This is a genomic window from Pilosibacter fragilis (assembly GCF_032490495.1).
GTDB classification, from domain to species: Bacteria; Bacillota; Clostridia; order Lachnospirales; family Lachnospiraceae; genus Pilosibacter; species Pilosibacter fragilis.
The window spans coordinates 187,817-200,428 of the sequence record NZ_JAVYJB010000001.1; the positions used below are offsets into that span (position 1 = coordinate 187,817).

Below are 12,612 nucleotides of genomic sequence, written 5' to 3' on the forward strand. Positions count from 1 at the left end.
TTTTCAGGATAATTATGGAGACGGATTCCTGCAAATAAATTACGAGTTTGTTTGTAGCGGACTGTCTGTCCAGAAAACAGGTGTATGGGTACTGTGTGAGACGTATTTCTGAAAACTGCATCGCTGGTTTTCTAATTTCTGCAGTGCCTGTCTGACATGTTCTTCCTGCAGTCCGCCTTCCTCCATGGTATGGCAGAAATACCTGGTCCTTACCAGGCAGTGACCAATACCGGTTTCGTCATATGCTTCCTGTGAGAAATCATCATCTAAGCTGACAAAACAGATCTGTCTGTCCGTCTGCATTTCCAGCCATGCCCTGATTTCTTCCGGACGATTTCCGTGGATGCGCGGTGTCATAGAATATACAGACATACCGTAATGGCCGAGTGCCTTGAGAAGTCCCTGATACATGTTCCGACACTGTGTGTCTCCTGCGTCTTTCAATTCCCGCCAGGTTGAAGACAAAACGATCTGCGCCTGCGTTTCCCGATATAAGACTGCCAGGTCTCTCAGATTGTCTTCGCTAATGTCCACATAACTTCCGATTGGTGCGGTCTGACAGTACGGAAGGGAGTTAAGGACGCCGTCCACATCCAGGAAAATAATGTTGATCGGTTCTGTCATTCTTTATCCTTTCTCAGTTCCATGAAATAGGCATCTTTGTGTGCGCCAAAATCAATGTCCGGATGCATGACTGTCATGTCCTGCTTGACCTTCTGAAATACTTCTTCCGTGACCGTGGAATCAAGCAGGTGCAAATTCCCGTCATTTGCACCGAAATAATATGTTTTCGGTCGAAGGAGTGCCAGCCGCTGTCCGATGTTGACTTTAAACATCGCTCCAATCGTTCCATCCTGGTCTGTCATCAGATAGGCGAACTCCACTTTGACCCTTGGCATGTCCGCAAGGGTCATGTAATGCATGTTCAGCAACACGGAGAGAGCCGTGTCACATAACATTTCCTTGGTTTTCCGGTTGGCAATTGCGTTTTCCCATACTTTTTCTTTTTTGATCATGATTTTGATCTCCTTTTCATTTTTCTGTGGTAATTATGGAAGAAATGTTGGAAATATTGGTTTTGGTGTCTTACTCACGACTAAAGTTACGAGAATGCAACGCTAATGGCTCTTTCAAAATTTTTTCATGATTAGGCATAAGAAAACGCAGGCCATGAAGACCTGCGCTTTCAATCAATTCTTGATTATGATGATGGTGTGAAGGTACCGCTGCTATTCCATGTACCTTTGCGTTTTGTAAAGTTCGGATGGGATGGCGCTCCCTGAAAGGCATTTCTGAAGTTTGTGACTTTGCCAATGTCCCAGTTATTGATTGCGGAACAATCCGTTAATTGATCGCAGCCACGGAACGCCTCTGCTAATGTAGTGACCTTACTTGTATTCCAGTTTTCCAGTCCCGATAAATTCTTGACAGGTATTCCGCGGAATGTCGAACGCATAATTTTTACATTGCTGACATCCCAATGTGATAATGGTGTTAAATCTGAAACTTTAAAGCAATTAAAGGTACTCTCCATGCTTGTTACACTGCTTGTATTCCAATTTGCAATCGGGGACAAATCGGTAATGTTCTGTGCGCAATAGAACAGGCTGTCCATAATATCCGCCATTCGCATCATAGGTAACTGTAAACGGTGCTTTTGGAATCTGCGGGTTAATCTCAACACTGAAGGCGTCCGTTACCGTGATTCCATTTTCCGCATAGGAAACATTCACCGTATATCCCGCGCCGGAAGCATTATTGCTGCCGGTTACCGTAGCCGGATCAATGGTAAGGTCCGCAAAGGATACGTTTTTGCTGCTGCCATCATCATAATAAGCGACAGCTTCCAGATCATCTGCGGTAAAGGTATATTCGCTTTCCGTATCGGATTCGATTTTTGCCGGTCCTTTATAGGTTATCTGGAACCCGGTCAGTTTTGCTGCTGTATTAATGATGCTTGTTGTGATTCCCGAGTGGCTGAATTTTTCATACTGCATCATGGTTCCGGAGAACGTCACTTCCGCTTCTTTTTCGGATGTGAGATTTGCGGTTGCTGTTCCGTTTGACACGGTCACATTCTTACCTGCCGTTACATTATCCTGCTTGTAGCGTTCAACATTCTTTTCCGTTACCGTATAAGTGCCGGAAGGGATACCGGCCAGAACCGTGCTGCCGGATTGGGAACCGCTTGATAACGCAATTGTTTTATTCCAAGTATGGGACGCGCCATTGATATCTGTTCCTTTGATCTCAAATAAAAATACCGCGTTCCCAAATGGCTCGTACTGCTCGTTGATCGTCTTGTTGATCATGATCTGCACTTGCTCAACCGGACTGTAATCGGTCAGGTTCTGCACGGTCGCGCAGTTTTCCTCGTTGACGGAGAAACGGATTTTGGAAGCACTGAGCCCATATCCTGCCGGGGCTTTGGTTTCCTCAAAATAATAGGATCCCCACTCCAGATCCGCTACGGAAATCGTTCCGTTTTCATCTGTTGTAAGTCCTGACTTTAAGAGGCTTCCGTCATTTTTGTAAAGGCAGAACTCTGCCCCCGTAATTTTTTTACTCTTTGTTGCCGCATCCAGTTTTGTCAGTACTACGGAACCGAGAATACGGTCATTGACGATACGTACCGTCTGTACTGCGTCCGCGTTTTCCGCCGTTACCGCAAACTCAAACCGTGTCTCTGATTTCCGGTACCCGGTTGGGGCTTTTGTCTCCGCAAAATAATAATCTCCCCATGCCAGTCCAGAAACCACATCTGTGGAACCCTCGGTTCCTGTGGTCAGATTTTCCTTTACAAGCGTATCAGCCGTTTTGGAATTTTCTGATTTTTTATAGAGTGAAAACTGTGCACCGGCGAGCGGCATGCCGTCTGCGGAATCTTTCTGCAGCTTTACGGAGCCTGTCTTTCTTGAACCGGTCTGGCTGATCTTTACAATCGTGCCAACGGTTGTTTCGTCCAGGTCTGTTTCCACCGGGTCGGATGAGAGTTTGTATCCGACTGCCGGCATGGATTCCACAAACCGGTAATGGCCAAATTTCAAATCCTCAACCGTTAATTCACCGGCTGCATTGGTTTTTAAAAACTCATAGATTTTTTCATAAGTTCCATCTGCTTTTTTCTTATATACGTCATAATAAGCATTTTTCAGCAGATCTCCGTTTACTGCATCTGTTTTTGTCAGGCAAATGGATGCCGGAAGTTCCGCGTCTTTTGCCTCCAGTGTGGTGCTGACCGTATCAGAATCTGCATGATACTGGGCTTTACCAACTTCAAAGGAAAGCTGTTTGGTATTCAGCTCATACCCGGCAGCAGCTTCTGTTTCCTGCACGTAATAACTGCCCCATGGCAGATTTGATATCGTGACGGTTCCATCGCTTCCGGTCATGAAGCTATCCTTTGTGCCGGATTCGCTGTATGCATATGTTCCATTTTCTTCTGTCAGGAATATCTGCGTTCCGTCTGCTTTAAAAAGCTGGTACTTTGCATTCGCGAGTGGGGCATGGGTCTCATCATCTGCATCCCGCTGTGTCAGTGTCATGCTTCCCGGGATTCTGTGGTTTTCAATCAGAACCGTTTCCGGAATATCCGTAATCGTGAATGTGTGTTTGCCGCTCAGTTTCTGGTATCCGGCCGGTGCCTGCACCATTTCCCAGGAGTACTCTCCGCCGCGGATGTTGTTTAAAATAACGCGGCCAAGGACATTTAATTCTTTGCCACCATTCTCAAACAGAGCGGTTCCATCCGGATTGTAAATCTGGACTTTTCCTCCGGTCAGGGAGGTGTAATGTACGGTACCGTCTTCGTCTGTTTTCTGAATGTTGTCCGCATCCACACTCTGAAGGATCAGTTTTCCGACATTGTCCAGGCATTTTACATAGGTTTCCGCTGACGGCAGGGTGTATGTTTTTTCAAACCCGCTTGTCAGTCCGTATGCATCATACTGAACTGTGTACTGGTTGACCGCTTTCTTATCGATCGTGGACCGGTCCGCCGGTGCCTGCATGTTAACAGTCACGTATGCCATCTGCTGCGTTTTCATGACACCATCAGTCATCTGTGATGTGTCCAGCGCAATGGCGATGCTCTTTACCTGTCCCGGCTGCGTTGTCGTCCATCCGGACGCGGTTAAATCAAATTCCTGACTTGCATCCTCGGAATAGTATACAGTCGGTACCAGGCCCAGTTTTTTCACTGCGGAAGTATCAACGGATATGAAGGTACCCTGCCATGCACTGCTGATGTTTTTATAGTTACTGTTTCCATCTCCGTCCGTTTCTTCAATCTTCGCGCCCTGCTCGATATTATCAAAGAAAATGATATTTTTCGCGTTTGAGGAACCAAGACCAAAATCCAGACGATAGGAATAATCGGATTTTTCTTTATTCTCTTTGGTATCTTTGCTGTCATACAGTCTTGCAACCGTGTCATCCACATAACCGTTTGAGTAATAACTCTTCACATACTTGGAAACAAATTCGCGCCATTCCGTTGCATTATCCTGTACGTTGATGCTTCCACATGCGTAAGCCATTTTATTATCGGTGCGGCCATCTTCATCCAGATCATATTCATCTGCCCGGATGGAATATCCGCCAACCTTATCCAGACCCTCATCATGCGGCATCAGGTAAGCGGCTGTGCTGTAATGGGTGCCATAAACGGTATAGTCTGCGTAAGCCAGGTAGACATTAAAGGTCATTTCTGCCGTGGTGAGCTTTGAAATATCCAGCGGCGAATCTGAAAAATCGAAATCACATACGACTACTGTCTTATCATTCACTTCCCTTGATGATGCCGTCATGTAATCCCCGAAGTTTGTAACCTCGTTACCATTTAAGTCCGTAGCGCTTCCGGTTACTTCAACCCCTTCCTCGTCCAGGTCTACTGTCATTCCATCCGGCACTTCCGTATAAAGGGAAAATCTCTTTAATTCCCCATGGTTATCGGACTGCAGTGTGCCTGTTGAAGTAATGGATGTTTTAAAACCGGTCTTACCGTTTCCTTCCATTGCCGGAACGAGCATGCTTGCGTTTAAGGTCAGGACCGGGTTTCTTAACCAGACGTTCGTGTAATCCCGCATCAGACACTCCCCATAGAGGCTCTGATCTCTTTCACTCAGTTCTTCTCCAAATGCGCCTTCATAGCTGCCTGCTTCCTGGGCACAGTCGTTTACTTCTTCCTCATTGTCTTCGTCCACGTATACGGAACGCAGATAAGAGAAATTTACAACTGCCTTCTCTCGGTCCACCTGTTCTTCCTCTGTTTTTTCCTGTTCCTCATTCCAGTCGAGGTGGAATCTTATACCGACATTGATCTTATAATCATACGATCCGGTGATTCCGTTCACGCGAACGAAAACGGCCTTGATACCTGCCGGAAGCTGTTTGGCTGTATAGGAACCGGTGGTTCCGGAACTGATAAGGACGTAGGAGTCAAGAGGTGTTTCGTCCGGATCCCCACTGGTTCCGAAAATTTCGTATCCATAACTTTTGGAGGTGTTTGGGATGAGTACATACACAATATCGTATTCATCCGGTTCCAGCGTTCTCATGCTGCCGTCATTTAAGGTAACAGCCAGTTTGTCATCACCGATGATTAAGGAGTGTTCCTGGTCGGCACCGATCTGGCTGGTTTTTGTTGCATTTTCGGATGCCACTGTAAGTGCCGTTGCATCTTTATCATCCGCGTCAGACGGTGTTGCGATATTGCTTGCGTAGCTGGTCAGGGAGAAAAGATCAGCCGGTACTGCTTTCAAAAGCTTTGAAAAAACGGAGGAAATCGGATGCCGTGTTTTCACAGTGGTTTCATCTGCATTTTTTGCTTTACCTACCATCTCGGTTTTATTTTCCGTTTCTTTTATCTTTTCTTTTCCTTCCTCGGATTCCATTGCAGCGGCGTTACTTTTTTCATCTTTACTTTCTGCCTTATCACTGGAAGAATCTTCCTTTGCCGTGGAATCCACGTTTTCCGTTTCTTTCACAGTTTCCTCCGTGGTTACTTCGGCAGTCTCTTTTGCATTTTCTTTTGTTTCTTCCGTTGCGTCTTTTTCGCCTTTTTCAGTTTCTGATTCCTGCGTCTCATCTGTTTCGGATTTGGAAGAATTTGAAGTTTCAGGCTGTGTGGTATCTTCGGCTTCGATATCAATATCCCGAAGTTCCGGATCTGCAGTTGCATCCGCATACAAATCTCCATATGTCATGCCATTCAGCTCTTCCGGTTCATACAGACCATTTTCATTCCAGTTTAAATCGTCCCAGTCAGAGAGTTCCATATCTCCGACACTGATATCTTCCAGGGACATCATATCCGCATCCGATGCAGTTGCCACCATTTTTCTGGCAGCACGACGACGCTGGGAAGCGGTGTATTTACGCTGTGATTTTCCACTGATGGTAAAATCTATGATTTTGCCATTGTAGAGATTGGTCGCCGGCAGGCGGTCTGCATAGTTGCTTGGATTTGTATGATCGAACCTTTCATACGTGTTTTTGGAATCAATACCGTAAGTGTAGCCTTCGTGTATAAAGGAATAACTGGTTACGGTAAAGGTCTGTTCCGCGTCCACGATTTCGTTGGAAGCAGCGGATTTTGTCCAAGTGGATTCATCCTGATACATTCTATCCAGATGACCATGGACCGTTACCTGTTTTCCATCCAGGGCAGTCTTTTTAAATCCAATCGAAAAATACTGGTATGTTTCCGGTCCTCCGTACTGTTCCTTAAACGGATAGAAACCGGTTTCTCCGTCCTCATTCCTGGTAAGTGTCAAAGTTTTTTTACCCTGTAAGACCTTAACGTCCGAAGTCTTGGCTTCGTCCGGAAGATCCAGGCTTACAAAATACGTGGACTTGTAAACGCCCCTGGAAAGAACATCCTTATCGAAGCGGGTTGTGAAATCATACCAGACATAATTCTGATCTGCATTCTCATACTGTTCCCCTGTGAGATTTTCCTTAGACAAATAGATTCTGTACCGGTCTTTTGCGGAAGTGAATTTGTAAGACAACGGTTCCATCACAATGCTGCCATCTCCGTCAATAGAAAAATACGGGCTTTTTGTCTGAGCGAACCCATTTTCGCAATTTCTTGCGTTGAAATTCCACATCAGCTCAAAACCTCCGGATACAGACTGGCCTGTTTTTACGTCAAACTGGTTCGTGAACGCATACAGGTCATTGCCCTGATCCCAGTCATAGCTCCATTCAGAATCAGACTGGTCTGCCGCAAGCTTGCTTGCTTTTGCCGTGGAATTGCGGTTGGCGTTTCCAATGCCCGGGATGGCAAAATGCATACTCCCGGCCGGATAATCCTTTTCTGCATTCTCGATCCGGTACGTGACAACAATTTTGGGCTGCCTCGTCGAATCCCCGGCTGCGTTCCATTCATAGTCTGTCGATAGCGTACTCCACGCCACATCAACTTTCCAGCCATCCAGATAATTGGAATAATGATCCGTGACGCCTTCCGCAAATGTCTGCCACTGAATATTAGTAAATGCTATTATGACCGACAAGCATAACGCGAGGAAGCGTTTCGGGCTGGAACACATCTTGTTTTTCATGTGTAACTCTCCTTTCTCAAATTTCTTATGACAATTATGGAAAGATATGTAGTGAAAATGGATTTTTATAATTTGACTGATGTTGCGAAGTTGTCTCTCCTGACTGAAGTCACGAGCTTCCGGCAGATGGATTTCCTGCCCGGTTGGACTCTTTAGGACTTCCGGCGGTCCTTCTTTCATACAGGCTGGATTCAGTGCTTTGCTGCATTATGCCGCAAGCACCGCATTCAGCTTAATGAACGAGGAGGTACACTGACTTCGATGGGGCAGTTCCGGTACGTTTGCTGCAACCGCCTGCCCGCCGTTACCGGAAGGGTCTTTAAGAGTTCCCGGATATCATACCGGGCACCGATGTTGTAAGACGCGTTCAGGTCGCAGTTGTACTGCTTCCCTGTCTGGCACCGGCAGAGGCTATAGCTTAGAAGATCCGCTTCCTTACCTCACATGACCCCGCTGCTTCCTTGTCATATTCACGATGAACCGCGCGGTCTTGACCACAATGTCATCATTGATGCCTTTCGCCTGTCTCCACAGTCCTGGAGTACGCCGGCACATAACCGCTGTGCGTGCTTGATGTGGTTTACCGCATGTTCCAGGGAGTCGCATTCTCCCGGAAGGGAAAGAAATTTCTTTCCGAGGACCGTGCGCTCCGGGTCATGATGCTGCACGTACACGCACTGCTGAGTCCCAAGTCCACTGCCAGGATACTGGTATCTTTGATGGGAACATCCGGAAGCTTCGCGGATGTCTGGAATACGAAGTCCAGAAACCATTTCTTTCCGCGTTTCTGCAAGGCCAGGACACATTCCTTGCAGTTCTTACAACGACGGAGAATGTAATCCGCATCACTCTTTCTGAAATCTACCAGAACCCAGTCCCAGGTATTGCGGATAAAGACATTTACCGTTGCCCGATACATCTCGGTACAGACAAACATACCGGAACGGTACATGGCCGGATACACGTATCCCACCTGCGGCAGTGACGGTTGCTTCCCGCGTTTTGCCGACTCCGCTGCTTCCCAGTTCGCCAGATTGCTCCGGTAGGATGAAACCTTGCCAAGCGCTTCCACAATGGCCGCCCGCCGAAGGTAGCTTGGGAATTTATAGCACTTCGCCGAGAAATCGTAGGAAACGATGGGATTCCTCATATGGATCGTCTGATTCCGAACCACGGGAGTGTTCTTTTCTGTCCGAACCCATACATTGGCAAAGAAGACAACCGGTTGATGTATACGAAGCCTTTCCGCAAGGGATGTGATTTCTGCCGATACAGTTATTGTTAACCGATGCATTACACAATGCCAGTTCCGCCTCTCCACATGATGGGAGGCAGCGTATACGACTCGGTTATTGATAACCAGTATGGTTCTGTATTCCGATACCTGCATCTGTACTGCGGATGGGATATTGTGGCGGTCTGTCCATGCGTTTCAAAAAAGGATATGTGATCTCTGCCACTACGTTGTCCTTCTCCAGTAACTTCGCCATAGACAATCCACATTCTCCAAAAGGGTTCAGTATGTAGAGGATGCTGATGCCTTTCCAAGAGTCGACACTGTTACTGGGTCATTTAACAGTGGCTGGGTCGGTCGGTTCTGCTTATGGGGAACCGGCTCCGTAAGCTTATCGCAGCGGAGTCCATTTGTGGTTTGTTCTACGATATAGTTTTTGCTTACGAGTTTCTTTTTCTTTTTTAAACTTTTTGGCGGTCGGAAAATTTTTTCCGCCACGAAATTTTTTTCGTGTTGTTTATAAATACTGTTTACGGCGCAGCCGCTTATTGCGCGCAAACCCTTACGCTGTGCGGGTTTCCGGGTTCTTTCCCGATCTCGAAAGGTCCAACAAATGACGTGAAAGGTCCAACTTTTGACGTATTTGGCCAAAAATCGGCCCATTTTTTGGCTTTTTTGAAGACCTAAATACGTCATTTTATGGACCTTTCGCAGCTGGTTTTTGTGTGGAAGTTATCACGTAAGCTGATATATTGATTTCTTGCAGATCCAGAGAAAGCTATCACATACGTGATAGTATTGTGGAATTCGTTGCTATCACGAAGCTGATATTTTCTGCTCCGGTGACTATCACGTATACTGATATCCGCAGCCCAGTTGTTATCACGTATGCTGATATCTTCCGGTACGCTGATTATCACGAAGCTGATATCTTTTTGGTTTTTATTTTGTTTCTGATATTTTGTCTGTTGGTATGCACCACTGTATAATCTTTTTTGATATGGGATTGGATGTAAATTGCGGATATGAAATAAATAATTTTTCTTTTTTGGCTCTTTTTATTCTTTGTTTTTACTACTGATATTGGTTTGGCATTGGTGCATTGGCCGAGGAATGTTGATGGATGGTGACTTGGTGTTGCCAACAGGCGGATGGAATGGGTGGAGTCTACGGATATATGATCTTGCGACTGTGTTGACGAAGGGTGAGTGCGTGGTTTGGGCTGATATGGGGAAATGGGAGGTGAGACGTTATACCGAAAGTAAACAATGTACCATATTTTACTTATAGGACTCTTAACTTTTTAGAAAAAGAAAAAATGCTTCGTTCTAACATTGTGACCGAAATAAATTTTGACATATAAAGAACGTTAACTTACTAGCAAATTCAAAATGCTAAATGAATATTAGCAATTTGAAAGCTATTCTATATAACCACACCTGATTTTCTCTATCCCACTTCCATAATTTGTTTATCACAGAATAGAAAGGATAATGGACATGGGAATGGACAATCTTATGCTTTCATGCATCCGCGCCCTGGCGGAAAACCGTATCCAGGACGCAAAACAGGCAGCGATCGCCTGCTGCGTGAATGATACAACCAAAAAGAATGCAGGAAAAACCGGATATTATAAAAAATTATTGGAAAACGGGACAACAACCCTGTTTGAGCTGCCGACAAACTTAAAAGGACTGATACTGATGCAGGATGTGTCCGATTTTAATGAATCCAGGTACTATCTCGGTGCCAAACAGCGGGCTCTGTACAGCCAGATCAAGATGGGAGCCGATGTGACGACCAAAATGCTGGCGTATGGCATCCCATACACCAATAGTACGCTGTTACACGGAGTCCCCGGGACCGGAAAGACGGCCAAGAACCTGAATCAGGTATTTGATTATTGCAAGGGAGAGAAATGCGTATTGATGCTTGATGAAATCGACTGCATCGGACTCGCAAGAGGGCATGACCATGGCGTGGACGGAGAACTCGGAAGAACGACGATCGCACTGATGCAGTCTTTGGACAGTCTGGTTGACGGACAGGTAGTCATCGCTGCCACGAACCGCCGCGACCGTCTGGATCCGGCATTATTAAGACGTTTCCAGCGCCAGGAAGAATTCCTTCCATTTGAGTACGAAGAGCGAAAAGCCATGATACAGGCATATATGCAGAGTGTTAATCCGGACTTTCTGACGGATGAGATCCTGGGTTACGCAAATGATGCCCACACGCAGTCCGACATCACGAAATACCTGATCGAACAGATTGTGAGTAGGGTCACGGCCGAGGTAACCGGGGCGGTATAACCTTTATCCGCCAAGAAAAGCAAAAGCCCGCCGGACGACCGACGGGCAGATTTGTGGGAACGGGAGTCGAACCCGCTATCACCAGAAAATGAGTCTGGTGTTCGAAATGCAAGTATCTTTTTAAAATATTTTTTATTTTTTAGTGCAGACGGTCGGATTCGAACCGACACGGGTGTCCCCATCCGGGTTTAAGCCGAATGCGTTTGCCAATTACGCCACATCTGCCAAAACGATCGCGGCATTTTTCTTATGTAAGCGGAGAATCTGGGATTTGAACCCAGGAACCGAGATCTCCCGGTCTGCAGTTTTCAAGGCTGCCGCCAAATCTCCGTAATGCCGTTAGTGGGATTCGAACCCACATGCTTTCGCGCTTGCTCCTTGGGCAAGTGTGTATACCAGTTCCACCATGACGGCCTAAAGCGTGGACCGAGGGAGTCGAACCCTCACGACGAACCATTTCGCCTGCCGGTTTTCGAGACCAGTGCTGTACCAGTTGAGCCAGATCCACAGATACTGATGACCGGACTTGAACCGGTATGGATTGTTCCAGCTGGGTTTGAGCCAACCGCGTCTGCCATTTCGCCACATCAGCATTTATTGCACGAGCAGAGAATCGAACTCTGCAGGTATGCTCCGCATCACCATGTCCAAACAACGAATTGTTTTTATGGACACGATTTCTGCACGCCATTGCATACATCCCATTGCTTCCTACGCGTTTCCCATTTCGCCATCGTGCAGTGATCCCATCGGGGATCGAACCCGAGTTTACGCCGTGAGGTGGCGTTGTCTTACCGCTCGACTATGGGACCGTGGGGTGGCCACGGGGAATCGAACCCCGATGAGCAGATCCACAATCTGCCGTTCTGCCGTTGAACTATGGCCACAGTGACTCCAACGGGTATCGGACCCGTGCCTGCGGCGTGAAGGGCCGCCGTCTTAACCGCTTGACTATGGAGCCATAAATCGGTGAGGGAGGATGTGCGCCTCCGTGTTTCTCATGTGCCTGATTTACAGTCAGGTGCCGTCGCTACTGGGCCACTCACCGTTATATATCCGGGGCGCGCTTCGCGTCCCGTTATGCTGTTTTTCTGCCCTCTGCGGGCATATCAACGATCAACAGATCGTCAATTTTACATCCAAGGGTTACTGCCAGGATAACCAGGTTATCTATCGTCGGCATGGCCGTCCCATTCTTCCATTTGTAAATGGCCTGCGGTGTTGCGAATCCGAAGATTTCCTGCAGGTCTTTGACCGTCATTCCTGCGGCTTTCATCATTCTGGTTATATTTTTCCCGGTTGCTGTCATATCGATCGTAGGCATTTCGTTTTCTCCTTTTCACATTAAAAAACCGTCTGCCCATCAGGACAAACGGTTTATGCGAAAAAGATATTTATCATGCATGACGATACTTAAATCGCTGCAGTTTAAATGCCCGGACCTAAAGACCCATCTTTGCATAATGTCTGAAACCTGTATGAGCACATCTCAAATAAT

7 protein-coding genes and 9 tRNA genes are annotated in these 12,612 nt (G+C 46.7%); 1 reads left to right on the forward strand and 15 read right to left on the reverse strand.

Annotated features, from left to right (window positions below; translation table 11 throughout):
- Positions 1-39: 39 nt before the first annotated feature.
- From ABCW45_RS00765 to ABCW45_RS00785, 5 genes are all read right to left on the reverse strand, one after another.
- The gene (locus ABCW45_RS00765) at positions 40-624 is read right to left on the reverse strand and encodes an HAD domain-containing protein (RefSeq protein WP_215630869.1); all 585 of its coding nucleotides are present in this window, start codon (positions 622-624) and stop codon (positions 40-42) included.
- Positions 621-1,016 (reverse strand): hypothetical protein, encoded by a 396-nt coding sequence (locus tag ABCW45_RS00770; RefSeq protein ID WP_215630868.1) that lies wholly within the window; start codon positions 1,014-1,016, stop codon positions 621-623. Before ABCW45_RS00770 ends, ABCW45_RS00765 begins: the two co-directional genes overlap by 4 nt.
- Before the next feature lie 185 nt (positions 1,017-1,201).
- Positions 1,202-1,636: a BspA family leucine-rich repeat surface protein gene (locus tag ABCW45_RS00775; protein ID WP_343220003.1), complete on the reverse strand. Its 435-nt coding sequence runs from the start codon at positions 1,634-1,636 to the stop codon at positions 1,202-1,204.
- Positions 1,518-7,568, reverse strand: coding sequence for a SpaA isopeptide-forming pilin-related protein (locus ABCW45_RS00780; RefSeq protein ID WP_343220004.1), 6,051 nt, complete (start codon positions 7,566-7,568; stop codon positions 1,518-1,520). Before ABCW45_RS00780 ends, ABCW45_RS00775 begins: the two co-directional genes overlap by 119 nt.
- Positions 7,569-8,148: 580 nt before the next feature.
- Positions 8,149-8,742, reverse strand: a complete 594-nt coding sequence (locus tag ABCW45_RS00785; RefSeq protein WP_343220005.1) for a hypothetical protein — start codon at positions 8,740-8,742, stop codon at positions 8,149-8,151.
- Between the two features lie 1,559 nt (positions 8,743-10,301).
- Here ABCW45_RS00785 and ABCW45_RS00790 point away from each other — a divergent pair.
- Positions 10,302-11,114 (forward strand): AAA family ATPase, encoded by an 813-nt coding sequence (locus ABCW45_RS00790; protein WP_343220006.1) that lies wholly within the window; start codon positions 10,302-10,304, stop codon positions 11,112-11,114.
- A 143-nt stretch (positions 11,115-11,257) separates the two neighbouring features.
- Here ABCW45_RS00790 and ABCW45_RS00795 read toward each other — a convergent pair.
- The 10 genes from ABCW45_RS00795 to ABCW45_RS00840 all read right to left on the reverse strand — a co-directional run bounded on the left by ABCW45_RS00795 (position 11,258) and on the right by ABCW45_RS00840 (position 12,438).
- Positions 11,258-11,339: transfer RNA gene (locus ABCW45_RS00795), tRNA-Leu, on the reverse strand.
- A gap of 31 nt (positions 11,340-11,370) precedes the next feature.
- Positions 11,371-11,444 (reverse strand) — tRNA-OTHER (locus ABCW45_RS00800).
- Positions 11,445-11,448: 4 nt separating this feature from the next.
- Positions 11,449-11,528 (reverse strand) — tRNA-Leu (locus ABCW45_RS00805).
- Between the two features lie 6 nt (positions 11,529-11,534).
- Positions 11,535-11,622 (reverse strand) — tRNA-Ser (locus ABCW45_RS00810).
- Between the two features lie 3 nt (positions 11,623-11,625).
- Positions 11,626-11,706 (reverse strand) — tRNA-Leu (locus ABCW45_RS00815).
- Between the two features lie 149 nt (positions 11,707-11,855).
- Positions 11,856-11,926: transfer RNA gene (locus tag ABCW45_RS00820), tRNA-Glu, on the reverse strand.
- Between the two features lies 1 nt (position 11,927).
- A tRNA-His gene (locus tag ABCW45_RS00825) sits at positions 11,928-12,001 on the reverse strand.
- Between the two features lie 2 nt (positions 12,002-12,003).
- Positions 12,004-12,075 (reverse strand) — tRNA-Glu (locus ABCW45_RS00830).
- 5 nt (positions 12,076-12,080) lie between these two features.
- A tRNA-Tyr gene (locus ABCW45_RS00835) sits at positions 12,081-12,162 on the reverse strand.
- 30 nt (positions 12,163-12,192) lie between these two features.
- Positions 12,193-12,438, reverse strand: coding sequence for a helix-turn-helix domain-containing protein (locus ABCW45_RS00840; protein ID WP_343220007.1), 246 nt, complete (start codon positions 12,436-12,438; stop codon positions 12,193-12,195).
- Between the last annotated feature and the right edge of the window lie 174 nt (positions 12,439-12,612).

Excerpts from the sequence above, each read along its gene's own strand:
- ABCW45_RS00840 (WP_343220007.1), bottom strand. The coding sequence starts at position 12,438 with ATGCCTACGATCGATATGACAGCAACCGGGAAAAATATAACCAGAATG.
- ABCW45_RS00770 (WP_215630868.1), bottom strand. The coding sequence starts at position 1,016 with ATGATCAAAAAAGAAAAAGTATGGGAAAACGCAATTGCCAACCGGAAA.
- ABCW45_RS00780 (WP_343220004.1), bottom strand. The coding sequence starts at position 7,568 with ATGAAAAACAAGATGTGTTCCAGCCCGAAACGCTTCCTCGCGTTATGC.
- ABCW45_RS00775 (WP_343220003.1), bottom strand. The coding sequence starts at position 1,636 with ATGATGCGAATGGCGGATATTATGGACAGCCTGTTCTATTGCGCACAG.
- ABCW45_RS00790 (WP_343220006.1), top strand. The coding sequence starts at position 10,302 with ATGGGAATGGACAATCTTATGCTTTCATGCATCCGCGCCCTGGCGGAA.
- ABCW45_RS00765 (WP_215630869.1), bottom strand. The coding sequence starts at position 624 with ATGACAGAACCGATCAACATTATTTTCCTGGATGTGGACGGCGTCCTT.